Source organism: Exiguobacterium sp. s143 (assembly GCF_018618895.1).
GTDB lineage: Bacteria > Bacillota > Bacilli > Exiguobacteriales > Exiguobacteriaceae > Exiguobacterium_A > Exiguobacterium_A abrahamii.
On record NZ_JACSMX010000001.1, the window covers coordinates 1,118,508 to 1,141,322 of the forward strand.

General features: G+C 50.6%; 24 protein-coding genes, 1 pseudogene and 1 riboswitch. Of the genes and pseudogenes, 1 reads left to right on the forward strand and 24 read right to left on the reverse strand.

Annotated features, from left to right (window positions below):
- Window positions 1-20: 20 nt before the first annotated feature.
- Window positions 21-125, reverse strand: a riboswitch (SAM riboswitch).
- Between the two features lie 57 nt (window positions 126-182).
- From KNQ03_RS05980 to KNQ03_RS06030, 11 genes are all read right to left on the reverse strand, one after another.
- Window positions 183-1,349: a bifunctional cystathionine gamma-lyase/homocysteine desulfhydrase gene (locus KNQ03_RS05980; RefSeq protein WP_149427756.1), complete on the reverse strand. Its 1,167-nt coding sequence runs from the start codon at window positions 1,347-1,349 to the stop codon at window positions 183-185.
- Window positions 1,342-2,265 (reverse strand): PLP-dependent cysteine synthase family protein, encoded by a 924-nt coding sequence (locus KNQ03_RS05985; RefSeq protein ID WP_149428156.1) that lies wholly within the window; start codon window positions 2,263-2,265, stop codon window positions 1,342-1,344. The genes KNQ03_RS05980 and KNQ03_RS05985 overlap by 8 nt, the downstream gene beginning before the upstream one ends.
- Window positions 2,262-2,726, reverse strand: a complete 465-nt coding sequence (locus tag KNQ03_RS05990; RefSeq protein WP_023469165.1) for an S-ribosylhomocysteine lyase — start codon at window positions 2,724-2,726, stop codon at window positions 2,262-2,264. Before KNQ03_RS05990 ends, KNQ03_RS05985 begins: the two co-directional genes overlap by 4 nt.
- A gap of 3 nt (window positions 2,727-2,729) precedes the next feature.
- Window positions 2,730-3,368, reverse strand: coding sequence for a class I SAM-dependent methyltransferase (locus KNQ03_RS05995; RefSeq protein WP_214723865.1), 639 nt, complete (start codon window positions 3,366-3,368; stop codon window positions 2,730-2,732).
- A 539-nt stretch (window positions 3,369-3,907) separates the two neighbouring features.
- The gene (locus KNQ03_RS06000; RefSeq protein ID WP_023469167.1) at window positions 3,908-4,189 is read right to left on the reverse strand and encodes a thioredoxin family protein; all 282 of its coding nucleotides are present in this window, start codon (window positions 4,187-4,189) and stop codon (window positions 3,908-3,910) included.
- A 98-nt stretch (window positions 4,190-4,287) separates the two neighbouring features.
- A complete protein-coding gene (gene gcvH / locus KNQ03_RS06005) occupies window positions 4,288-4,671 on the reverse strand; it encodes a glycine cleavage system protein GcvH (RefSeq protein WP_029342437.1) in 384 nt (127 codons plus the stop codon).
- A gap of 64 nt (window positions 4,672-4,735) precedes the next feature.
- Complete coding sequence (locus KNQ03_RS06010; RefSeq protein ID WP_023469169.1) at window positions 4,736-5,098, reverse strand: arsenate reductase family protein; 363 nt, start codon at window positions 5,096-5,098, stop codon at window positions 4,736-4,738.
- A gap of 34 nt (window positions 5,099-5,132) precedes the next feature.
- On the reverse strand, window positions 5,133-5,585 hold the full coding sequence (locus KNQ03_RS06015) for a DinB family protein (protein ID WP_149427758.1): 453 nt from the start codon (window positions 5,583-5,585) through the stop codon (window positions 5,133-5,135).
- A 75-nt stretch (window positions 5,586-5,660) separates the two neighbouring features.
- Window positions 5,661-7,445, reverse strand: a complete 1,785-nt coding sequence (locus KNQ03_RS06020; protein ID WP_023469171.1) for an acyl-CoA dehydrogenase family protein — start codon at window positions 7,443-7,445, stop codon at window positions 5,661-5,663.
- Window positions 7,442-8,632, reverse strand: coding sequence for an acetyl-CoA C-acetyltransferase (locus tag KNQ03_RS06025; protein ID WP_149427759.1), 1,191 nt, complete (start codon window positions 8,630-8,632; stop codon window positions 7,442-7,444). The genes KNQ03_RS06020 and KNQ03_RS06025 overlap by 4 nt, the downstream gene beginning before the upstream one ends.
- Before the next feature lie 17 nt (window positions 8,633-8,649).
- On the reverse strand, window positions 8,650-11,067 hold the full coding sequence (locus KNQ03_RS06030; RefSeq protein ID WP_149427760.1) for a 3-hydroxyacyl-CoA dehydrogenase/enoyl-CoA hydratase family protein: 2,418 nt from the start codon (window positions 11,065-11,067) through the stop codon (window positions 8,650-8,652).
- A gap of 183 nt (window positions 11,068-11,250) precedes the next feature.
- Between KNQ03_RS06030 and KNQ03_RS06035 the strand changes: the two genes are divergently transcribed.
- Entirely contained in the window at window positions 11,251-11,898 is a 648-nt protein-coding gene (locus KNQ03_RS06035; protein ID WP_064299446.1) for a class I SAM-dependent methyltransferase, read from the forward strand.
- Between the two features lie 689 nt (window positions 11,899-12,587).
- Here KNQ03_RS06035 and KNQ03_RS06040 read toward each other — a convergent pair.
- The 13 genes and pseudogenes from KNQ03_RS06040 to KNQ03_RS06105 form a co-directional block, all read right to left on the reverse strand.
- On the reverse strand, window positions 12,588-13,406 hold the full coding sequence (locus KNQ03_RS06040) for a DUF2785 domain-containing protein (protein ID WP_133207669.1): 819 nt from the start codon (window positions 13,404-13,406) through the stop codon (window positions 12,588-12,590).
- 59 nt (window positions 13,407-13,465) lie between these two features.
- Window positions 13,466-14,383 (reverse strand): proline dehydrogenase family protein, encoded by a 918-nt coding sequence (locus KNQ03_RS06045; protein ID WP_023469178.1) that lies wholly within the window; start codon window positions 14,381-14,383, stop codon window positions 13,466-13,468.
- Between the two features lie 84 nt (window positions 14,384-14,467).
- On the reverse strand, window positions 14,468-15,142 hold the full coding sequence (locus KNQ03_RS06050; RefSeq protein ID WP_023469179.1) for a TVP38/TMEM64 family protein: 675 nt from the start codon (window positions 15,140-15,142) through the stop codon (window positions 14,468-14,470).
- Window positions 15,139-15,798, reverse strand: a complete 660-nt coding sequence (gene trhA / locus KNQ03_RS06055; protein ID WP_035396436.1) for a PAQR family membrane homeostasis protein TrhA — start codon at window positions 15,796-15,798, stop codon at window positions 15,139-15,141. Before trhA ends, KNQ03_RS06050 begins: the two co-directional genes overlap by 4 nt.
- A gap of 218 nt (window positions 15,799-16,016) precedes the next feature.
- A pseudogene (hisIE, locus tag KNQ03_RS17025) lies at window positions 16,017-16,632 on the reverse strand (bifunctional phosphoribosyl-AMP cyclohydrolase/phosphoribosyl-ATP diphosphatase HisIE).
- Window positions 16,629-17,378 carry an imidazole glycerol phosphate synthase subunit HisF gene (gene hisF / locus KNQ03_RS06070; protein ID WP_023469183.1) on the reverse strand — a complete coding sequence of 250 codons (750 nt, stop codon included), beginning with the start codon at window positions 17,376-17,378 and terminating at the stop codon, window positions 16,629-16,631. The pseudogene hisIE and the gene hisF overlap by 4 nt, the downstream one beginning before the upstream one ends.
- A complete protein-coding gene (hisA, locus tag KNQ03_RS06075; protein ID WP_029342450.1) occupies window positions 17,372-18,076 on the reverse strand; it encodes a 1-(5-phosphoribosyl)-5-[(5-phosphoribosylamino)methylideneamino]imidazole-4-carboxamide isomerase in 705 nt (234 codons plus the stop codon). The genes hisF and hisA overlap by 7 nt, the downstream gene beginning before the upstream one ends.
- Window positions 18,049-18,636, reverse strand: coding sequence for an imidazole glycerol phosphate synthase subunit HisH (gene hisH, locus KNQ03_RS06080; RefSeq protein ID WP_023469185.1), 588 nt, complete (start codon window positions 18,634-18,636; stop codon window positions 18,049-18,051). The genes hisA and hisH overlap by 28 nt, the downstream gene beginning before the upstream one ends.
- Window positions 18,633-19,214 carry an imidazoleglycerol-phosphate dehydratase HisB gene (gene hisB, locus KNQ03_RS06085; RefSeq protein WP_035396348.1) on the reverse strand — a complete coding sequence of 194 codons (582 nt, stop codon included), beginning with the start codon at window positions 19,212-19,214 and terminating at the stop codon, window positions 18,633-18,635. Before hisB ends, hisH begins: the two co-directional genes overlap by 4 nt.
- Window positions 19,187-20,158, reverse strand: a complete 972-nt coding sequence (locus KNQ03_RS06090; RefSeq protein WP_214723867.1) for a pyridoxal phosphate-dependent aminotransferase — start codon at window positions 20,156-20,158, stop codon at window positions 19,187-19,189. The genes hisB and KNQ03_RS06090 overlap by 28 nt, the downstream gene beginning before the upstream one ends.
- Complete coding sequence (hisD, locus tag KNQ03_RS06095; RefSeq protein ID WP_029342453.1) at window positions 20,158-21,375, reverse strand: histidinol dehydrogenase; 1,218 nt, start codon at window positions 21,373-21,375, stop codon at window positions 20,158-20,160. The genes KNQ03_RS06090 and hisD overlap by 1 nt, the downstream gene beginning before the upstream one ends.
- On the reverse strand, window positions 21,372-21,983 hold the full coding sequence (gene hisG, locus KNQ03_RS06100) for an ATP phosphoribosyltransferase (protein ID WP_023469189.1): 612 nt from the start codon (window positions 21,981-21,983) through the stop codon (window positions 21,372-21,374). Before hisG ends, hisD begins: the two co-directional genes overlap by 4 nt.
- The gene (locus tag KNQ03_RS06105; protein ID WP_035396343.1) at window positions 21,984-22,805 is read right to left on the reverse strand and encodes an ATP phosphoribosyltransferase regulatory subunit; all 822 of its coding nucleotides are present in this window, start codon (window positions 22,803-22,805) and stop codon (window positions 21,984-21,986) included. It abuts the gene before it with no gap.
- Between the last annotated feature and the right edge of the window lie 10 nt (window positions 22,806-22,815).

Consider the following 22,815-nt stretch of genomic DNA (forward strand, 5'->3'; position numbering starts at 1 on the left):
TCAGTACACAAAACCATTTGCTCTCATCTCCCAGACTTTTGTCTGCTGGAATTAGCACCACTTCGGATTAGATCCGCGGTTGCCGGGTTTCATCGGGCCAGTCCCTCCACCACTCTCGATAAGAGTTTCGGTATTAAGTTTGTAGAATATATTCTGAATATTAGCAGGGGTTATTTTTGTTGTCAAACAGTTTTTTCAGAAACTTTTTCGAGGAACGTGAAAGCACGTGTTAAGTCTTCTTTCAAATCTTCTGCGTCTTCAAGTCCAACTGAAATCCGAACGAGACCGTCTGTGATGCCGAGTTCTGCCCGACGTTCTGCTGGGATTGACGCATGCGTCATCCGTGCCGGCACCGAAATCAGACTCTCGACGGCACCAAGACTCTCAGCGAGTGTGAAGAAGTGTGTCGCCTCGACGAGTTTTTCTGCGTTCGCTGCTGAACCGACATCAAAGCTGATCATCCCACCAAATCCAGTCGCTTGTTTCGCTTGGATGTCGTGACCAGGATGCGATGCAAGTCCTGGGTAGAAGATGTTCGAGACGATGTCTTGCGCTTGTAGGAACGCAACGAGATCATGTGCTGTCTCTTCGATCGCATCCATTCGGATACCGAGTGTACGAAGACCACGGACGAGCAAGAAGCTGTCTTGCGGTCCAAGCACGCCGCCTGTCGAGTTTTGGATGAAGTGCAGCTCTTCGCCGAGCGCATCATCTTTGACGACGACAAGTCCAGCGACGACGTCCGAGTGTCCGCCGATGTATTTCGTCGCACTGTGCAAGACGATATCTGCACCGAGTGCGAGTGGTTGTTGATGATACGGTGTCGCGAACGTGTTGTCGACGACGAGTTTAAGATCGTGACGTTTGGCAATCGTTGCAATCGCTGCGATATCCGTAACTTTCAACAACGGGTTCGTCGGTGTTTCGACGTAGACGATCTTCGTGTTGTCTTGGATCGCTGCTTCCGTCGCCGCAAGGTCCGTCGTATCGACGAATGTCACTTCGATGTTGAACTTCGGTAAGACGCGTTGCATCAAGCGGAACGTACCACCGTAGACGTCATCCGTCATGACGATGTGGTCGCCAGACTCAAGCAAGTGGAAGACGGCATGGATCGCTGCCATCCCAGAACCGAACGCAAAACCACGTGCGCCACCTTCGAGATCCGCAATCAATCGTTCGATGCTCGTCCGTGTTGGGTTCGCTGTCCGTGAATATTCATATCCGTCCTTGAGTTGACCGATTTTATCCTGCTTGTATGTGCTTGTTTGATAGATCGGAGGTGTGACGGCTCCTGTTGCCCGGTCGACACCTGTTCCTCCATGAATCAATGCTGTCTTCTTACGCATGAGTTTCGTCCACCTTTTCAAAGATTTGTTGGCTCAAGTAGCGTTCGGCACTGTCTGCGAAGACGGTGACGATCGTACTGCCGGGGTGACGCTTCGCGATATCAAGCGCAGCAACAAGCGCTGCACCTGCTGAACTACCAACGAGTAATCCTTCGCGAGCAGCGAGTGTATGAACTGCGTCAAATGCATCACGGTCAGAAATCGTATGAATCTCGTCGACGAGTTCACGCGGAACGAGACTTGGCCATTTTGCTGTACCGATACCTTCTGTCTTATGCGGACCGGCTGGACCACCATTTAAGACGGAGCCTTCCGGTTCGACGATTGCTGCTTTTGTACCGAGACGTTGTTTTAAGAAGTCCGCTGTTCCGGCGAACGTACCACCTGAACCACAACCGGCAACGAACCAGTCGATGTGCGGCAAGTCCGCAATCAGCTCAGGACCGAGTGTCCGCTGATACGTGACTGGGTTCTCTTCGTTTTCGAATTGTAACGGAACGTAACTGTTCGGAATTTCCTGACCGAGTTCTTTTGCCCGGTCGATAGCCCCTTGCATATCGAGTTCAGTCGGCGTGTTGACGACGGTTGCGCCGAGTGCCCGCATCAACGTCTGTTTTTCCTGACTGAATTTTTCCGGAACGACACAGATGACTTTGAGATCGTATTTCTTAGCGGCGAGCGCCAAGCCGATGCCGGTATTCCCAGCTGTCGGCTCGATGATCGTACCGCCTGGTGTCACATGTCCGTTTTCGATTGCTGCATCAACGAGTTGAATGCCAAGGCGGTCTTTGACGCTGCCCCCAGGGTTCATCCATTCGAGCTTCGCCAAAATGCGCGTACCAGCAGGCAAATCGAATGAAGTGATCTCGTAGAGTGGTGTGTTTCCGACGAGGTCGCGGACGTTGTTCGCGATCATCCGAAGACGATGTCCCATTCATCACGACCGGCAAGCATTTTCTCGGCATAGTGCTTCGCTCCTTTGAGGTCATGTGCGCTCGCAAATCCACATTGGACTTCGTTTTGCGCTGGAATCTCTTCTGCTGCGAGGACGTCTTTCAACGTCTTCTCAACGAGTTCGCTCATTTTTTCGACCGAGTCGAAATTCATCATCGCCATGTAGAAACCTGTTTGGCATCCCATCGGCGAGACATCGATGACATCATCCGAGTAGTTACGGATGTTTTCAGCAAGTAAGTGCTCGAGTGTGTGCATCGCACGCATCGGCATTTGCTCAACGTTTGGTTGCGTAAAACGGATATCGTATTTGACGACTTGGTCGACTTTACCTTCTTTATAACCCGCGACGCGGATATAAGGTGCTTTGACTTTCGTATGATCCAGGTTAAAGCTTTCGACGTTCATTTTTTGAAGTGCCATGATTTATTCCCCCATTTTCTCGGCTTCTACGAGCCAGACGAAGTGATTGTATTGTATAAATTTAACAGTGAATCCCCGTACTGTAAACAATTCTTCCATAACTGGAATCAACGGGTAGAACTCGCGTTCGAGATCTTCCGCTAACGCGTCGAACCCTTGAGCACGTGCTTCACGAATCGTTTGCAGGCGTGCCTCTTCTGAGACGAACATCGTATCCGCGTAGACGATTTTTCCGTCTGCCGGTAAATGTGATGCCATCAGTTCGATTGCTTCTCCCTTTTCCTCATCTGTTAAATGATGAAACGCATACGTCGAAACAAAACTGCTTACTTCCTTCGCTTCGAACGAGAGGAAGTGACCGTCCTGTACAGCAAGCGACGGAATCTTTTCCGTCAGGATTGCCCGCATCTCCGGACTTGGTTCGACGGCGAGTACGGCGTCGTGACGTGCCAGAAGACGTTGTGTCAGGTTCCCTGTGCCTGCTCCGAATTCAATGACCGGCGACTGCGCTTTATCCGCTACTGTATCCAAAATCTCATCGTATCGACGAAAGACCTCTTTATATTCCGGATCGTGTCCGGTTACTGTCTCGTCATACGTTGATGCCCATTCTGTGAAAACATCCATAAAACGTACTGTCATGCCTTGTCGTCCTCCATCTCACCAGTTAATTCCGAGTAATCGGATATGAATTAAAGTAATTTTCCTTATTCGCATTGTAGCAAGGAGATTCTATCCTGGCAAGCGACCGGCTCGAAAAACCTCCAGAAAACAAAAAAAAGGCGTTGCCGGCGAACCGACAACACGAATAATGTGGTTAGAAATGCTACGAAGGAAAACCCAGCTCCATTCGGAATTGTTCGCTCTTCCACGTGGAGGACGGCGCCTGTTCGACATGATTGCCAGCTTACGTTCACTTCCTGATCGGTCCTTTCGATCCACCACCCGTTCATTGCACCGCTTCGTCTTTGGGGGACGACTTAAGGGGAAACAATACACCGGCTTAGGATGAGAGAAAGGGTTCAAGACTTGAAGCGTATTGAACGATCATCTCTGCTAGACTTCCTATAATGCATTTCTAGAAGTTGTTATGAATATACCATTCATATTTCGGCGTTGTCAACGGATTATTGTAAATATTCCGACAATTTAACAAAAAGAAAAATCCAGTCGGACTTTTCTTACCGTTCTTGACAAAAAGCAAAGACGTTTTGAACGGACTGGAAAGCATAAAGTCGCTCTACGACTTGATTTTCTTCAATTCGCAACAACGCAGGAACACTCATGACACGGGCTTCTTCTAAGAAATCCGGAATGAAATTCCCATTCGCCTTCTGAATCGATTGACCTGATTCCGTCGCTTCGACGATATCAAGCATTCGTTCCGCGATGGCGCATGTCCCGCACATCGGTGCATAGACATACAATAGTCCGTTTTCCGGGACGGTCGTGACCTCTTGCATGACGGTCGCTCCTTTCTTCGTGGTATCTGACGTCAGTATACAAAAAAAAGAGAGCGGACGAAACGCAAGCGCCTCGTTCACTCTCTTTTCGTTAAGTATTACTCGTTGATCATCGATTTGTACGCCGCAGCGTCCATCAATGCTTCGACTTGTGATGCATCTTCGATTTCGATGTCGACCATCCAAGCGCCTTCGAATGGTGACTCGTTGACGAGTTCTGGGGAATCCGAAAGGTTTTCGTTGATGGCAACGACTTTACCAGAGATCGGTGCGTATAATTCCGAGACTGTCTTGACCGACTCGACTGAACCGAATGGCTCGTTTGCTGAGATCGTATCCCCGACTTCAGGCAATTCGACGAAGACGATATCCCCGAGTTCGTGTTGCGCGAAATCCGTGATTCCGATGCGCGCCTTGTTTCCTGATACTTCGACCCATTCATGTTCTTCCGAATAGCGTAAGTTGTCTTTTACTTGACTCATTTCCGATTCCCCCTGTGGACTAATTTGGACTAACGTGTTCAGTATACCAAAATCGACTCTGAACTTAATACCATTTTCCTTGATACATTTCTTCCTTGAAGCCGATCGTGACGTCTTTCCCGTCTGTGACGATCGGACGCTTCAACAACATGCCGTCACTTGCGAGTAACTTGTATTGCTCGTCTTCTGATAGCTCTGGAAGTTTGTCCTTGATCCCTTGCGAACGGTATGATTGACCGCTCGTGTTGAAGAATTTCTTCAGTGGCTCTCCACTCTTTTGATGAAGTTCCTGAATCGTCGTTGCAGATGGTGTCTCCTCGACGATATGTTTGTAATCCACTTCGACACCGTGCTGTTCGAGTGCTTTTTTTGCTTTGACGCACGTACTACATTTCGGATAGCCGTACATCGTGACTGTTTTTGTCATGTTCCTCACCTCACCTTCAAGAGTAGCAGATGGATCACTTCTGCTTCAAGCGTGCGAGCGCCCCGTCAATCTGATCTTGGTGATGCGCGTCATGGGCAACGAACGACTCGACGAATGTAAGTGGTCGGAAATCCTCATAGGTTGCTTCAAACTGCTCGTCAGACAAACGATCGAGGTGATTGACGATGTCACGCCGGACGCTGATCGCTTTTTTCAACAAAGCAAGCGGATCGATATGATGCGCATATTCGACCGCCAGTCGATTGAACTGATCAAAATCCGTCTCGACGAGCGTCAACGGTTCATCCGGTAACTTCGAGATGGCATGATCGTAATAAAACCGGTCCCATAAATACAGATGACTGACGCACTCAAGGACGGTCCACTTATTAAGTGCAAGCGGCAGATCCCATTCTTCCGGCGACAAACGTTCAAGGGATTGATAGTAGGCAATCGCAAATTGCAGTTCAACCAATTCTTGGCGCATCTCGTTTTCCTCCTCCAACCAAAAACTTCGCCTTTACAGAGATTTTCCCTGCAAAGGCGAAGCGGTAAACCTGACTTAGACCGTATATTTGTTTGACTCGATGAGACGTTTTGCGATGTCGCGTTTCGTACCGATGACGTTGATTGGCTGGTAACGGCTGAATTTTTTCAGCGCTGAGAGCAACATCCGGAGTTCGTCGCCGCTTGCTGCCGCGTAGAGTGTCTCTTTCGCGTCACGCTCGACAGCTTCGAACGCTTGTTGTGCGAAGACTTCCGTGTAACGGACTTTCAGTTCGCTCTTCTCGATGCCTTTGTCGGCAATCGCTTTGTCCGTCCGGACGATCGCTGACTCCAGCGCATAGATCGCACTCATTATGTCGGCTGTATTCGCTAAAATCTCTTGCTCGCCTTGGAGTTTGTCCTGGTATTTCTGGACCGCTGTTCCGGCAGTCAACAAGAAGATCTTCTTCATCATCGCGAGTAAGTGGCGTTCGCGATCAAGTGGTGCTGTTCCGATTTCTGTCGGCATGAAGCTCATCACTTCTTGTTGCAGACGCTGTGCTTCCGCAAGCAACGGCAACTCGCCTTTCATCGCTTTCTTCAGCAACGTTCCTGGAACGAGAAGACGGTTGATCTCGTTCGTTCCTTCGAAGATCCGGTTGATCCGTGAATCACGGTACATGTTCTCGACTTCATATTCTGCCATGAAGCCGTAACCACCGTGAATTTGAACTGCTTCATCGATGACGTAATCAAATGTTTCCGAAGCAAAGACTTTGTTCATCGAGCACTCGATTGCGTACTCCGCGATTGCATCGGCGATTTTCTTACCGTCCTTGCTCTCTTCTTCTGACAACTGATCGAGGCTGTCCTGGAACAGACCACCCGTCCGGTAGACCGAACTTTCCATCGCATACGTCTGTGCTGCCATCGTTGCGAGTTTTTCTTGAATCAATGGGAACGAGCTGATTGGTGTCTTGAACTGTTTCCGTTCGTTCGAGTACTGGACTGCGAGATCGATCGCCCGTTTTGACGAACCGACAGCACCGACAGCTAATTTATAACGACCGACGTTCAAGATGTTGAAGGCGATGACGTGACCGCGTCCGATCTCACCAAGGACGTTATCGACTGGTACTTCTGCATCTTGTAAGATCAACGTCCGTGTCGATGATCCTTTGATTCCCATCTTCTGTTCCTCGACGCCTGTCGAGACGCCTGGATACGATCCTTCGACGAGGAAGGCTGTGAACTTGTCACCGTCGATTTTTGCGTAGACGACGAACAAGCTTGCGAAACCAGCGTTCGTGATCCATTGTTTTTCACCATTCAAGATGTAGTGCGTACCAGCTTCGTTCAAGACAGCCGTCGTTTTGGCACCAAGAGCATCCGAACCAGAGCCTGGTTCCGTTAACGCGTACGAAGCGATCCACTCCCCTGAAGCGAGCTTCGGCAAGTATTTATGCTTTTGCTCTTCGTTTCCGAAGAAAACGATCGGCAACGAACCGATTCCGACGTGTGCGCCGTAGCTGAGGGCGAATGAACGACCGCGCGCGAACTTCTCCGTGATGATCGAAGACGAAATCTTATCCATCTGATAGCCGCCGTATGCTTCCGGAACGTCTGCACCGAGTAGACCAAGCTCGCCTGCTTCACGGAGGAGACCGACTGATAATTCGAACTCGTGTTTTTCGATTCGGTCAAGGACAGGAACGACACGATCTTCGACGAACTTCGCTGTCATGTCACCGACCATTTTGTGTTCTTCCGAGAAATCCTCTGGTGTGAAGAGACGTTCTGGTGCTAACTCATCTAATACGAAACTGCCACCTTTGATTAATTCGTTTGTCGTTTGGCTCATTGTCCTGTTCCTCCTTCAACTAGTTCGAATACGCCTGCTGCGCCCATTCCGCCACCGATACACATAGAGACGACACCATACTGGACATTCCGACGTTTCATTTCATTCAAGAGCGTCAATGTGAGTTTTGTTCCTGTACAACCGAGTGGGTGACCGAGGGCGATCGCTCCACCGTTGACGTTGACGATGTCTTCGTTTAATCCAAGCTCGCGGATGACACCGAGTGACTGCGATGCGAACGCTTCGTTCAACTCGATCAATCCGACGTCCTCAAGCGTGATGCCTGCGAGTTCAAGTGCTTTCGGAATCGCAACGACTGGTCCGATTCCCATCACTTCCGGACGGACACCACCGACCGCAAACGACTTGAACTTTCCGAGAATCGGTAACCCTTGGCGTTCTGCTTCTTCCCGTTCCATGACGAGGACAGCAGCCGCACCGTCTGACGTCTGCGAAGAGTTCCCTGCTGTGACGCTACCGCCGAGGCGGAACGCTGGGCGAAGTTTCGCAAGACCTTCCGGTGACGAATCCGGACGAACGCCTTCATCGTGTTCGACGATGAATGTCTTCTCTTCGATTTTCAGTTCATCATTGACGAATTGTTCCGTCACCGTTACCGGGACGATTTCGTCAGCAAACTTACCAGCTGCGATGGCTGCCGCTGCTTTTTGGTGACTCTTCAACGCAAACGCATCTTGATCTTCCCGTGAGACATTGTAGGTCGCAGCGACTTGCTCCGCTGTATGCCCCATGCTCATGTAGTATTCCGGTGCCGTGTCGACGATCGACGGATTAGGTCGGACGACGTGACCTGGCATCGGGACTTGACTCATCGATTCAAGTCCACCAGCGACGACCGCAGTTGCTTGCCCCGTCATGATCTTCATCGCTGCGTCAGCGATCGATTGTAGTCCACTTGAGCAATAGCGATTGATCGTGATTGCCGGTACCTCATGTGATAATCCACCGAGGACTGAAGCGTAACGGGCGATGTTCATCCCTTGCTCTGCTTCCGGTAAGGCACATCCGAGGATGACGTCATCGACCGCTCCCGTGTAACCGGACCGTTTCAACGTTTCCTGGATGGCGATGCCTGCTAATTCATCCGAGCGCATCGATTTGAATGCGCCCTTTTTTGCTTTTCCGACCGGTGTCCGTGCACCGGCGACGATTACTGCTTCCTTCATCCGAATCCCCCCAGTCCTCAGTTACGAAGCGGCTTGCCTTTGACGAGCATGTGCTGCATCCGTTGTTGTGTCTTCATCTCACCGATCAGGCTCAAGAATGCTTCCCGTTCGATGTCGAGCATATATTGTTCATCGACGTAGCTACCGAAGGCGACGTTTCCACCGGCGATGACGTGTGCCAGTTTACTAGCGATTTTCAAATCGTGTTCCGAGATATAGCCACCGTAGAACATTTCGCGTGTCGCGAGTTCAAGCGTTGCTTTCCCAGCACGACCGACGACTGGAATCTTCGCTTTCGCTGGTGCCGTGTAGCCGGTCCGGTCCAGTTCAAGGACGAGTTGTTTCGCATCATACGTCAAGTGATCCCGGTTCATCGAGATTTGATCAACGGAGCGGACATATCCGAGTTCGCGTGCTTCAAAGGCTGATTTTGAGACTTTTGCCATCGCGACGTTTTCGAACGTTTTTTGTGCTGCTTTTTCGATATTGACGAGTCCGTCCGGTGTGTTTTCTAACAGTCGACGATACGTATTGACGTTTCCGCCGCCTCCTGGAATCAGACCGACACCGACTTCGACAAGACCCATATACGTTTCAAGCCCGGCTTGCAGACGAGCTGCCGGAAGCGAGATCTCCGTACCGCCACCAAGCGTCATCCCTTGTGGTGCAGCGACGATTGGACGCGATGCATAACGAATCTTTTGAATCGATTGTTGGAACTTGTTGATGATCCAGTCGAGCTCGAACCAGTTTTCATCTTCCGCTTCCATCAGCATCATCGCTAGATTCGCACCGACACAGAAGTTCTTGCCATCGTTCGCGATGACGAGACCACGATGGTTTTTCTCAACGAGATCGACCGACTGTTCGATCATCTGCATGATGTCGACACCAATCGCATTGCTCTTCGAAGTGAACTCGAGGACTGCGACATCGTCGCCGATATCAAGCAAGCGTGCCCCGTTGTTCTCAAGGAGAACACCGTTTGACTTCCGGACGTCGCGGAGACGGATTTCCTTCGGATTGACCGTTGCTCCGACGTAGTCTTGTGTCGTTGTGTCATAATGACGACCGGACGCATCATAGAAACTCGTTTTTCCTGCCGCGAGCATCTCATCGACCCATGCCGGTACTTCGTAACCATCTTGTTTCATCTTCGCGACCGTTTTCTCGACGCCGAGTGCGTCCCATGTCTCGAACGGTCCCATCTTCCAGCCGAAGCCCCATTTCATTGCTTCATCGATCGCTTTAATGTCGTCTGCGATCTCACCTGTCAGCTGAGCCGAGTAGAGCAATGTTTTCGCATGAATCGGCCAGAGTAAGGCACCGACACGATCTTGTGCGAAGACGACGGCTTTCAGTTTGTTTTTTGCGCCCGGAAGTGCTTTAGCTTGTCCGATTGACGGTTCAGTAAGCGCTTTCTTTTCAACGTACTCAAATGTCTCGAGGTCAAGTTCAAGGATCTGTTTTCCGACTTTCTTATAGAAGCCTTGACCCGTCTTCGCACCGAGTGCTCCTTGTTCGACAAGGCGACGCATTTCAGCCGGAACCGCGAACGTCTCCTTCTCTTCGCCTTCTGGCAACAAGTCATAGACGTTGTTTGCGACGTGAACGAACGTGTCGATGCCGACGACGTCGAGTGTCCGGAACGTCGCTGACCCTGGGCGACCAAGGAGTGGACCTGTGACCGAATCGACCTCCCCGATCGAATAGCCACCTTTTTTCATCTCATCCATCGTCACGAGGAGACCGTATGTCCCGATTCGGTTACCGATGAAGTTCGGTGTGTCCTTCGCAATGACGACGCCTTTCCCGAGTCGTTCCTCTGCGAATTGCTTCATAAAGTCGACGACACTCGGATCCGTGTCTGACGTCGGAATCAACTCAAGTAACTTCAGATAACGTGGTGGGTTAAAGAAGTGTGTCCCGAGGAAACGACGATTGAACGACTCCGAACGCCCTTCACGCATCGCTTCGATCGAGATACCCGATGTATTCGAGCTGACGATCGCGTCTTCCCGAATGAACGGTTCAATCGTTTTAAACAATTGCTGTTTAACATCGAGTCGTTCAACGACGACTTCAACGATCCAGTCCGCTTCTTTCAGACGCTCTAAGTCGTCTTCTAAGTTTCCGACCTCGATGAAGTCGATCAATTTTTTCGACGCGAGTGGTGCTGGATTTTGTTTCAAGAGTTTTTCGCGGTTATCGCGCGCGATGCGGGAACGGACGCGCGGATCACTTAGCGTCAAGCCCTGCTTCTCTTCTTGTGCCGTAAGTTCTTTTGGTACGATATCAAGCATCAATGTCCGTATGCCAGCATTCGCAAGATGTGCTGCGATGCCTGCACCCATCACCCCTGAACCGATGATGACGGCGAATTGGATGTGTTTCGTCAACTGGATTGTGGTCGGCTGACCGATTTGACTCGCCATGATATACCCCCTGAGTTTAAATTGAATGAACAACCATTCATTATACTGACAAAAAAAGAAGCCGAACGACTTTGGTGTGCTTCTTCTACATCTTCATCATAAATGAATAATGATTCAGTAGCAATAAAAAATCAGTCAATGGACAAATTTTCCTGTTAGACTGATAAAAAGGAGTGGATAGAAATGAGTCAAACCGAGCATGTATGGAATCAAAAAGCCGCTGACTGGGCGGATCGCGCTGACGATATGTGGACAAACGGCAGTCGGAAAACCGTTTTGCCGTTCTTACGAAAAACAATCACCGGTGGTCGCTTGCTTGATCTCGGTTGCGGTGATGGGGCAGCCTGTCGCTTACTGACACCGGACTTTCAGACAGTCGGACTCGATGTCTCAGACGAGATGATCCGAATCGCGCGTGAGAAGTCACCCGAGCAGACGTTCATCGTTGGAACGGGTGAAGCATTGCCGTTCGCCGATCATGCGTTTGATGTCGTCCTCGCCGTCAACTCACTTGAATGGTCGACACGTCCCGTAAAGGTTTTAGAAGAAATCGAACGTGTCGCCCCGCTTGTCGTCATCAGTCTACTTGGTCCGACAGCCGCTCCGCGTCAACTTGCTTATCGTCGTCTCTACGGTGAGGAAGTCGCGATGGGGAATACGATGATGCCGTGGGAACTGCTGCAGCTAGCTAAAGAACGGGGTTGGACGTTACTCGATGAAGCAATCATCCAAAAGGAAGGCGCCGTCATGACGGGGCATCGGTTACTGGATCAAGCCCATGCTTTCTCGTGTTTATTTGCTTTTCAGACGACGGCTGTAAGGGAGAGATAAATATGTCACACAGTACCTTTTATACGTCTATATTAATAGCTTTATGTATTGTTTTTTTATTTTACATTGATGCTCTCGATGTTCTAGAAAGATGGCAATTCTTCCTACTCTTTATTGGTCTCTTATTCTGTATACAGGCATTGGGGGACCGTTTATTTCGACGTTATCGGGAGAAACGTTTCCAACCACAAACTACTGTCTTCTTAATGATTGGTTTATTTGCTGGGATGGTGTTTCTAGGTAATATCATTTGGCCATGATGCGAAATGATCGATGTAACGCACTATTCACCTCACTGTCTTCTCACCCGCTTTCCTCAGGCGAGACACAAGCCAGTCTTCCTCATCCTTCGGATAACGAATCCGGGTCTTGTTTGTCTCTGACAGCGCGAGATGAAACATCGCGCTTTTTCCTGTAGGAGTCGGGTGAAGACATGTGAGGAGGACGCACTCATTTGTTATTCAAAGAACTCAAAAGCGATCGATTCCATTGACGGAAATCGATCGCTTTTGATGTTTGTTCATTTAGGACGAACCGGGCATCTTCGACTCCTGCAGGAAAAGGAAGCATGAACCATGCTTCCGTCAGGGAAGAGGAAGACCCGGCAAATCACATGGAATGTGAGGTGCCGCGGCTTACTTCCCGCCTGAGGAAAGCGAAGATGCTAGGGACGTCCGGTATACTATGCTTTATCCTCCATGCGTTCGCTGATGTACCTGTCGCAACCATTCTTCAATCAAAATGTGATCTGATCGTTCTTCCCATTTCAGTCGAAAATAGAATGTCTGTAGCATCTGTTTGACATTACGATACGTCGTCCACTCCGCATCTCCCCATGTCACGTCACTCTCAAGCCACTCCTTAATATTACGTTCGATTCGTTGCAATAGGACATCTTCCGACAGTCCATGGCGACAAGCTTGCAACCATGCCGTCACCATCCGGTCCGCTTCTTCATCGACATAGAGATAATCGGACCGCGTCAACTGACGAATCATCGCATCAATCGCTCCGAGTTCCTCCTCTGGACGACTCGCTGGGTGCGTAAACCAAACCGCATAGACATCTGCGATATGTGCCATGCTGTGTGCCCACCCCATTCCGTCAATGAATCCACGGACATCCTTTTCTTGCTCCAAATAGGTTTGTAAGTAAGTGGACAGCCGATTCAGCTGACTTTGCGTCAATAAGTATCGGGTTTTGTCCATCACTAACAATTCAGCGAGTGCTAATGCTGAAAATGATCGCGTCAGAACAGCTGTTGTGTCCGCTGTTCCCATTCTATACATCAACCCATGCCCGCTTAAAATAAAATCGAAAATTCGATTGGTGTCTTCTATCGTAAAGGACTCTGATGCGATATAGGTCGCTAACTGCGGATAGATCAATCCATCTCGTAACTCAGAATTCGTCGAACCGATATGTAGAAGTAACTCATCGAGTAATCCAGGCGTTACACTCGAGTCTTGTTGTAGCAGTTCCTTTAACTCTTGTTCTGTTCGCACCATTCCGTCCTCTCCTCTCTGAATCAAAAAAAGACGATGCAACGTTGCATCGCCTTCTCTTCTTATCCTTTGACCATTCCTTTGAGAACGAAGGCAACGTTTGCCGGTCGTTCTGCTAAGCGGCGCATGAAGTAACCGTACCAGTCACGTCCATAAGGAACGTAGACACGGACTTTATAGCCTTGTTTGACGAGTTCGAGTTGACGCTCGACCCGGATACCAAATAACATCTGGAATTCGAACTGGTCTTTTTCGATTCCGTTTTCTTTAGCGTGACGGATGACTTGCTCGATCATCGCATCGTCATGTGTTGCGACGGCAGCATAGTTTCCGAGTGATAATTGTAACTTCACGAGCTTGATGTAGTTATGATCGACGTCTTCCTTCTCTGGAAATGCAACCGTTGCCGGCTCTTTATAAGCCCCTTTGACAATCCGGAGATTCGTCTCGAAGCGTCCGACACGTTTGATGTCATCTTCCGACCGGTAGAGGTATGACTGGATGACTGTTCCGATGTTATCGAAAGATTGGCGCAATTCTTCAAACAATTGAATCGTCTTTTCACAACGTGGCTCATCTTCCATATCGATCGTGACGAAGACACCGAGTTCTTTCGCCCGTGTTAAGATCCGTTCCATGTTCGAGCGAATCAAGTCGTCCGAGATATCGAGTCCGAGTGATGTCAGTTTCAACGAGAGTTGCGAGTCTAATTTTTCTTCCGCAATCATCTCAACCGCACGAATACATTCTTGTGTCATCATCTCTGCTTCTGCCACCGTTGAGATGAACTCCCCTAAATGGTCCATCGTGACGCATAACCCTTTTGCGTTCAATTCCTGGATCGCCCGTTTTGATGCTTCCAATGAATCCCCTGCCACGAAGCGACTTGCTCCGAATTTAAGCCCGTATCGCTTGGCGAGACCGTTCAATGTCTTGTTTTGCGATAAGAAGATAAAACCATCCCGTAGTACTTTTTCCATCACTCATGATTCCCCCTAAATAAATGCTAGGCTGTTTTACCGTATCGGTTCACATCTCTGCACTCATATTATGCCATAAAGCGCTTACATACGCTCTTTATTTCGTTTATTTTTGAGAATCCGTTGAGCAACAAGTCCTACGGCAAAGAATAGGACATACAGCCCGATCGCAACGAAAAATTGCCAGGAGAACGGATCGCGAAGGCTTGAGCCGATATTGTTGTAAACGAACGCACCGGGAATGATCCCGAGATAGTTGGCAATGGCGAACTGTTTAAAGCGAATTTTTGACAATCCGGACGCATAGCTGATCGCGTCAAACGGAAACAGTGGAATCAATCGAACGACGAGCACGACGAGGAAGCCGTTCGTCGCAATCCGTTCGTCAAGCACGTTCAGCTTCCCTTTCCCAATCAATTTCTCAACTCCACGGCGACCGAGCAACCGGGCGATCCAAAAGCTGAGCAAACCGCCGGTACCGGCACCAATGACGTCGAGCAATGTCCCGAGCCATGGACCGTACGTATAACCGCCAAAAATGGTCAACAGGCTTGCTGGGAAAAAGACGAGTGGTCGAATCGTGTAAGCGAGTACGTAAAGCAACATCCCTGTCAGACCTTGATCCCGTACCCAATCCGATAATGCTTGAATGTCGAATTGCTCCAACATTCCCGACATCCGGAAATACAGGAGCAATCCAAGTCCAAACATAAAATACAGCGTGAGCGGGAGCCAGTCCCGGAGCCGTAATTTTTTCATGACATTGTCGCCGGAGCAACGTAATAGAAAATCGACAGGAAGATCAACACACTACCAGCAAGGACGAACAGATGCCAAATCGCGTGGTTATACGGCAAGCGTGCCCATACGTAGAAGATGACGCCGAGGGAGTACGCAAGTCCACCACCGAGGAGCAATAAGAATCCTTGTAATCCGAGTGCTTCATAGATCGGCTTGATCGCAAACAGACAACACCAGCCGAGGATCAGATAAGACGCATTCGAGATCCAGACATATTTACCGGTCGAATAAAGCTTCCAGATGATGCCGAGCGTTCCGACACCCCAGACGATCCCGAGTAACGTCCAGCCGAGCGGACCACGGAGCGTGATCAAGGCGAACGGTGTATAACTACCAGCAATCAAGAGATAGATGCCAGCATGATCTAAAATTTGTAGAACCTTGTTTGCTTTCGTATGCATCAGCGAATGCATCAAGGTCGAGAACAGATAAAGGAGAATCATCGTTGCCCCGAAGATACTGACAGCAGTGACGTTCCAAGCGCTGCCGGATTTCGTCGCCTGCAGGATCAACATCACGAGCGCGACGATACTGAAAATGACACCCAATCCGTGTGTAATGGCACTGGCGATCTCCTCTTTCAAGGAGTCACCTTTCGCGAGTAGCTCTTCGATCGTTTCTTTCGATTGTTGCTTGATCGTTTGCTTAAGTTCTTTTTTGGTAACCAACCGAACACCTACTTTCTAATGACACAAGACTAACACTTTGATTATACGCTCTGAAGCGACAGCGTGCCTATCGAAAGATTCTGTCGATTTGATGACAACCGTCATCTGTTTGTCTTTTCCCGCTTATACAAAAATCCACACCGTCTATGCGATGTGGATGTCGTTTACCATTGTTCAATATCCGGGCGATCCTTGAACGTCGATTTTGTACCGTGACGTTCGTTAAGGACGGCTTCGACTTCTTTGAATGAGACACCGCGCTCAGCGAGCAAGACCGTTAAGTGATACAACAAGTCTGCTGTCTCTTCTGCTAACGTATCGTTACCAGCGAGAACGACTTCAAATGCCTCTTCGCCGAACTTCTTCGCGATCTTCTCATATCCAGAAGCAATCAAATAGTTCGTATAGGATTCTGCTTCTTTCGCGTCAATCTTCGCTTTGACGGTCTGTTCCAGTTCGTATAACATCGGGCACCTCCACTTCCGTATAGAAACAACTGCGATTTCCGGTATGGCATGTCGGACCATTCGCTTTGACCGTGATCAAGAGACTATCCTGATCACAGTCGATCCACATCCGTTTGAGCTCAAGCGTATTCCCGCTCGTCTCCCCTTTTGTCCAAAGACGATTCTTCGTCCGCGAGAAGAAGGTGACAAGACCGGTCGCAAGCGTCTTATCATAGGCGGCTTGGTCCATGAAGCCGACCATCAAGACATCGTTCGTCTGCTCGTCGACGACGACGGCAGCGACGAGTCCTTTTGAAAAATTCAATGTCGTCATCGGACTTCGACTCCCCGTTCTTTGAGGTAGGCTTTCGTTTCCGGCATCGTGTATGTCGCTTCATGGAAGATTGAAGCAGCAAGGGCCGCGTCAGCGCCTGCTTCCAACCCTTCCGCTAAGTGATCGAGCGTTCCGACCCCACCGGAAGCGATGATCGGCACATTGACGACTTCACGTAGACGACGGATCAAGGCAAGATCATACCCGTCCTTCGTGCCGTCAGCATCCATCGATGTGACGAGTAACTCGCCGGCACCGAGGGCAACGGCTTCCTGCGCCCACTCGATCGCGTCACGTCCGACGGGTTGTGTTCCACCGTGTGAGAAGACACCCCACGAGTCGCCCGTCTGCTTCGCATCGATTGCGACGACCGTCGCTTGGACACCGAACAGGCGGCTGACTTCTTGAATCAGTTGTGGATTTTGAAGTGCTGACGAGTTGAGTGAGACTTTGTCAGCACCAGCACGAATCAAGCGTTTCGCGTCTTCGATCGTCTTGATTCCGCCACCGACCGTAAACGGCATATAAATGACTTCCGCGACGCGTTCGACGATATCAAGCATCGTCTCGCGCCCTTCTTGCGTTGCTGAGATATCGAGCAGGACGAGTTCGTCCGCCCCTTGCTCGTAATAGTATTTCGCGACGGCGACCGGGTCACCAAGATCACGTAAGTTCTGGAATTTGACCCCTTTGACGACACGTCCTTCCTTGACGTCAAGACAGGGAATGATTCGTTTCATCAACATACGCGTAACACCTCTTTTAAGGCAAGTGATCCGTCAAGTAACGCCCGACCGACGACCGCTCCGTCCATCCCGATTTCTTTGAGGCGCGCGACGTCATCGACTGTCGTCACACCACCGGAAGCAATCAATTCGACCCCTTCCCGTTTTAAACGATCGAGTCCATCAACGTCCGGTCCCATCATCATTCCGTCACGCGAAATGTCTGTATAAAGGAACGTCTTGATGCCTTTACCGATCAGGTGCGTCATCGCCTCTTCGAGCGTCCAACCGCTCGCTTCGAGCCAGCCGCGTGTTTGGACGATGCCTTCTTTTGCATCCAAGGCAACAGCCAGTTTATCACCAGCGAGAGCAATCATCTGTTCGAGTAACGCTTCGTCTTCAAGGGCGACCGTGCCGACGAGAATTCGGTCGATTCCGGCACCGACGTATGCTTCGACCGTCTCGATGTTACGGACACCACCACCGGCTTCAACAAACAAACCGGTTTCCTTTTTGATGTCGGCGATCAAGTTCAAGTGTAACGGTTCGCCGGCTTTCGCGCCGTCAAGATCGATCAGGTGAATCGCTGTTGCCCCGTCTTCCTTGAAGCGCTTCGCGATCGTCAGCGCATCGCCGAAGAATGTCTGTTGGTCAAAATCTCCTTGCTTCAGGCGCACCGCCTGTCCGCTCATTAAATCGATTGCTGGGTAGAGTTGCATGTTGTCTCTCTCCATTCCTTCAGTAGTTTCAGTCCGACTTCGCCACTCTTCTCTGGGTGGAACTGCATCCCGGTGACTTGTCCTTTTTGAACGATTGCCGGAACAAGACGTCCGTATTCAACCGCGTCGACGATCCATTCTGGGTCACAAACAGCGCCGTACGAGTGGACGAAATAGACCGCTTCTCCGTGGTTCGTCAGTTGGTGCCAACCCATGTGTGGTAAGCGGACGTCATTCGGTAATTTTTCGATCGTTCCCGGTAAAATCCCGAGACCTTCCGTCAGTCCATCTTCGTCACTCGATTCAAAGAGCAGTTGCATCCCAAGACAAATCCCGAGGAACGGTTTCTTTTCGGCTTGTTCTTTTAAGAAGTCGACGAGTCCCGTTTCCTTCAGGCGCTCCATTGCCGGTGCATAGGCACCGACACCCGGTAAGACGAGTGCTTCTGCTTGGTCAAGCAACTCCGTGTCACTCGTGACGATGACTGCTTCGCCGAGCTCCTTTAACGCCCGCTCGACATTCGCGATATTCCCGACGCCATAATCGACGATTGCTATCATTGATCAATCAACCCTTTCGTAGACGGTACGCCTTCGCTCGTCACGGCGACTGCCTGACGGACGGCCCGACCGAGTGCTTTGAACAACCCTTCGATCATGTGGTGTGTGTTCGAGCCATATAAGACTTCAGCATGAATCGTCATCCGGGCACTCCGGGATAAGCCTTGGAAGAACTCTTCTGCGAGTTCCGTATCAAAGTCACCGAGCTTCGGATTCTTGAAACTAGCACGGAAGACGGTGAACGGACGACCGCTGAAATCAAGGACGACCGACGCAAGGGTCTCATCCATCGGTACACGCGATTCGCCGTAGCGTTCGATCCCGGCTTTATCACCGAGTGCTTCCGTCAATGCTGCCCCGAGAACAATCGCTGTATCTTCGACTGTGTGGTGGGCATCAATCCACGTATCACCTTTTGCGGTTACCTTCAGACCGATCCGGGCCTGGAAGGCAAATAACGTCAACATATGATCAAAGAAGCCGACACCGGTCTTAATTTCAACGGGACCTCCTGCGAGATCGACCTCGACCTTGATGTCTGACTCTGCACTTACTCGTTCGCTTGCGCCACGCCGCATCGTAATTCCTCCTCTACACACATTTCTAATACTTGCATTGCTTCTGGTGATCCACAACTGACACGGAAAGCTTGGTTAAACAAGCGGATCCGTAATCCGGCGTCAGCACAACGCTGCGTAAAACGTTCGGCTTCCGGATACTCGACGTAGACGAAGTTCGCCGCACTCGGATATGTCTTGCCGATTGGCGCGAGAATCCGTTCAATTGCTTCACGGCTCGCGTACGTTTCTTCTAAGACCCGATCGAGTTCCGGTTCTGCCATGATGGCGATGCCGACAGCTGCCGATAGACCAGAGACGTTATACGGTGATTTAATCTGTTCGATTTCTTGGATGATTTGTTCGCTCGCGATGACGAATCCGAGTCGAAGTGATGCGAGTCCGAACGCTTTCGAGAGCGTCCGTAAGATGATCGCTTTCGGATATTCCTCCAGTAAGTGAAGCATCGACTGTTCGAGCGCGAAGTCGATATAGGCCTCATCGATGACGACGTATTTGCCACTGTCGAGCAAACGACGGATGTCCGCTTCCTTGCGGAGGACACCGGACGGATTGTGCGGGTGACTCAAGAAGATGATCTCACCAGGAGCTGCGATCAATCCGTCGACGTCAAGCGCCATTTCGTCGAGTAGCGGTACCCGTTCAAACGGTGCCCGTGCTCGGTCAGCGTAGAACTGGTACATGACGAAGTCCGGTTCCGAGGCGATGACTGGCATGCCAGGTCCACCGTAGCGGGCACATAAGTAGCCGATCAACTCATCCGATCCGTTCCCGGCGACGAGTTGCGTCGGACGGACACCAGCGTACGTCGCGTACGACGCCTTAACTTGATCGATGATCTCGACAGGATATTCATTTAAAGGGAACGTTGCGATCAATTCCTGGATCGCTTCGATCCCGACTGGACTGTGGGTCGTGAATCGTTCGTTTTGGTGTAATCGCATTAGTCTTCCCTCACTTCGATGGCTTGTGCGTGTGCTTCGAGTCCTTCGACCCGGGCAACGGTCTTCGCTGCGTTCGCGAGACGTTGTACGCCTGCGCGTGTTGCTTCGAGCATCGTCTGGTGGCGCAGGAACGTCCGTGCTGATAATCCAGACGCAAAACGAGCTGTTCCGGATGTCGGTAAGACGTGGTTCGTTCCGGCGACGTAATCGCCGAGTGTTTCCGGTGTCTCGTGACCGAGGAAAATCATCCCGGCGTGACGGATCGATTTAACGACCTCTTGCGGATTGGCAACGGCAAGTTCCAAGTGTTCCGCTGCGAGACGGTTCGCTTCTTCGATCGCTTTCTCAAGTGGAGCGACGAAGACGCCACCGTTTTCCATTGCACGACGGGCAATCTCTTGACGCGGCAATTGTTGTAAGCGTCGCTCGATCTCCGCATCTACCGCTTGTTTCATCTCTTCCGTCGGCACGAAGGCGATCGCGACAGCGTCACGGTCGTGTTCAGCTTGCGCAAGGAGGTCGGCTGCGATCCGGTCCGGATGCGCCGTTTCGTCAGCGATGACGACAACTTCCGATGGACCGGCGACCGAGTCGATGCCGACGATCCCGTAGACTTGGCGTTTTGCTTCAGCGACGAAGCGGTTCCCGGGTCCGACGATTAAATCGACGGCTTGGATGCTTTCTGTTCCGAATGTCAGTGCGGCGACGGCTTGTGCTCCACCAATCGTATAGATTTCTGTCACACCGGCAATGCGTGCAGCAACGAGAACCTCATCACTTAAGTTCGTCATCGGCGTCACCATGACGACGCGTTCGACTCCGGCGACTTTCGCTGGGATCGCGTTCATCAAGACCGTCGACGGATAACTTGCTGCACCACCCGGTACGTAGATTCCGACCGAATCAACGGGAACGAACCGTTGACGTCGTGTCACGTCTGCTTCGACGAGTTCGATGTCAGACGGAAGTTCCTGTTCATGCCATTCGACAAGTCGCGTCGCCATCAACTTCAACGAGTCGATCAAGTTAGCGTCTGCCTGTTCGAACGCTTGTGTGATCCGTGTTTCACTGAGACGGAAATCTTCAAGATCGACCTGATCGAATTGGTTCGTGTAATCGCGGACAGCAGCGTCACCGTCTGTTGCGACGCGTTCGAGAATCGCGCGGACCGCGAGCTCCGTGTCGCGATCGATGCTGAAAGGTTTTGTCGGTGTCATGATCGTGTCACTCCTTCTGTCAATTGCTCGAGCAAGCGGATGACTTCAACCCGCTTCCGTTTTAGCGTCCATTCGCTCGTAAAGAATCGAGCGCTAATATCGATGATTTTTTCGTATTCATTTAGTCCGTTTGCCCGTAACGTCTCACCTGTCTCGACGATATCGACGATTGCGTCAGCAAGACCGAGTAACGGTGCCAACTCGACGGAGCCGTTCAACGGTACGATGTCGACGTCGACACCGAGTTCACTGAAGTAACGTTTTGCGATGACCGGATACTTCGTCGCAATCCGGACGCGGCGTCCACCTTCGAATTGTAGCGGTTCCTTCGCACAAACGGACATCCGGCAGACACCGAACGGTAATTCCGCCAGTTCCGATAATTCTTGATCTGATTCGAGTAAGATGTCACTGCCGGTGATCGCGACATCAAGAACTCCTTGGGCAACGTACGGGATCAAGTCTGATCCTTTCATGAAGACGAATTCGTGCTCGCCTCGTTTGACGATTAGTTCGCGTTCAATGGCTCCCCATGTCTCGACGCCAGCTTCTTTTAAATAACGTTCTGTCGCTTTCGACAGCCGTCCTTTTGTAATTCCGATTCGCATTTAGAGCACCTCCGCCAACCGTTCGACCGAGAATCCGATGCCGAACGCCTGTTGTTCTTGTCCGAATTGTTCATAAAGCCGGTCGTAGCGTCCACCGACGAGGACAGGTTCCGTCACGCCTTCGATGAAACCGTGAATCGTGATCCCGTCGTAGTACGTCTGTAAGCCCATTTGACCGAAGTCGAGATCGGCATTAACGGCTTCCGCGAGATCAAGCACGGCATTGAGTCGTGTTTCGTCGACGTACGGTAGGATCGTCTCTGCTCCTTCACGTCCGAACAACAAAGGAAGTTTCGCAAGTAAGGCATCATCGAGTTGACCCGCAATCCGCTTTAGTTCGATGACGTTACGTAAACGCAGCATCTGCGTCACTTGATCACGTAAGTGGTGATCACCGACGCGCGTCTCAATCAAATGCTCGATTAGACCGGCATCACCGATCGAGAGTGTAACTTCTTTTCCTGTCAGTTCTTCGACGAGTCGGACCGCAAGTTGAATTGCTTCGACTTCCGCGATTTGTCCCCGTTCCTCGAATCCGACTTGGAACTTTTCTTCCGGTTGAAAGACGGAGCCACTGTAGAAGACACGTTTATATTGTTCGCGACCACGTTCGCTGAGTGCACGCGCGACACTAGTCGTAAAATCCATCCGAATCTGTTCCCGTCCACCGATTTCCTCAATTAAGGGGGTGATTAATCGGGTATAGTTAGATTGTTCGAGTCCATCTTCGAGCTGACGAATGACCTGTTGGAGCCGCGTTGCCGAGGCACCAACGTAATCTGTCGCTCCATCCTTGAGTCGAATCGTAGAAAATGATTGCATACTCCCACTC

Coding starts and splice junctions, on each gene's coding strand:
- KNQ03_RS05980 (WP_149427756.1), bottom strand. CDS start 1,349: ATGCGTAAGAAGACAGCATTGATTCATGGAGGAACAGGTGTCGACCGG.
- KNQ03_RS05985 (WP_149428156.1), bottom strand. CDS start 2,265: ATGATCGCGAACAACGTCCGCGACCTCGTCGGAAACACACCACTCTAC.
- KNQ03_RS05990 (WP_023469165.1), bottom strand. CDS start 2,726: ATGGCACTTCAAAAAATGAACGTCGAAAGCTTTAACCTGGATCATACG.
- KNQ03_RS05995 (WP_214723865.1), bottom strand. CDS start 3,368: ATGACAGTACGTTTTATGGATGTTTTCACAGAATGGGCATCAACGTAT.
- KNQ03_RS06000 (WP_023469167.1), bottom strand. CDS start 4,189: ATGCAAGAGGTCACGACCGTCCCGGAAAACGGACTATTGTATGTCTAT.
- gcvH (WP_029342437.1), bottom strand. CDS start 4,671: ATGAGTCAAGTAAAAGACAACTTACGCTATTCGGAAGAACATGAATGG.
- KNQ03_RS06010 (WP_023469169.1), bottom strand. CDS start 5,098: ATGACAAAAACAGTCACGATGTACGGCTATCCGAAATGTAGTACGTGC.
- KNQ03_RS06015 (WP_149427758.1), bottom strand. CDS start 5,585: ATGCGCCAAGAATTGGTTGAACTGCAATTTGCGATTGCCTACTATCAA.
- KNQ03_RS06020 (WP_023469171.1), bottom strand. CDS start 7,445: ATGAGCCAAACGACAAACGAATTAATCAAAGGTGGCAGTTTCGTATTA.
- KNQ03_RS06025 (WP_149427759.1), bottom strand. CDS start 8,632: ATGAAGGAAGCAGTAATCGTCGCCGGTGCACGGACACCGGTCGGAAAA.
- KNQ03_RS06030 (WP_149427760.1), bottom strand. CDS start 11,067: ATGGCGAGTCAAATCGGTCAGCCGACCACAATCCAGTTGACGAAACAC.
- KNQ03_RS06035 (WP_064299446.1), top strand. CDS start 11,251: ATGAGTCAAACCGAGCATGTATGGAATCAAAAAGCCGCTGACTGGGCG.
- KNQ03_RS06040 (WP_133207669.1), bottom strand. CDS start 13,406: ATGGTGCGAACAGAACAAGAGTTAAAGGAACTGCTACAACAAGACTCG.
- KNQ03_RS06045 (WP_023469178.1), bottom strand. CDS start 14,383: ATGGAAAAAGTACTACGGGATGGTTTTATCTTCTTATCGCAAAACAAG.
- KNQ03_RS06050 (WP_023469179.1), bottom strand. CDS start 15,142: ATGAAAAAATTACGGCTCCGGGACTGGCTCCCGCTCACGCTGTATTTT.
- hisF (WP_023469183.1), bottom strand. CDS start 17,378: ATGTTGATGAAACGAATCATTCCCTGTCTTGACGTCAAGGAAGGACGT.
- hisA (WP_029342450.1), bottom strand. CDS start 18,076: ATGCAACTCTACCCAGCAATCGATTTAATGAGCGGACAGGCGGTGCGC.
- hisH (WP_023469185.1), bottom strand. CDS start 18,636: ATGATAGCAATCGTCGATTATGGCGTCGGGAATATCGCGAATGTCGAG.
- hisB (WP_035396348.1), bottom strand. CDS start 19,214: ATGCGGCGTGGCGCAAGCGAACGAGTAAGTGCAGAGTCAGACATCAAG.
- KNQ03_RS06090 (WP_214723867.1), bottom strand. CDS start 20,158: ATGCGATTACACCAAAACGAACGATTCACGACCCACAGTCCAGTCGGG.
- hisD (WP_029342453.1), bottom strand. CDS start 21,375: ATGACACCGACAAAACCTTTCAGCATCGATCGCGACACGGAGCTCGCG.
- hisG (WP_023469189.1), bottom strand. CDS start 21,983: ATGCGAATCGGAATTACAAAAGGACGGCTGTCGAAAGCGACAGAACGT.
- KNQ03_RS06105 (WP_035396343.1), bottom strand. CDS start 22,805: ATGCAATCATTTTCTACGATTCGACTCAAGGATGGAGCGACAGATTAC.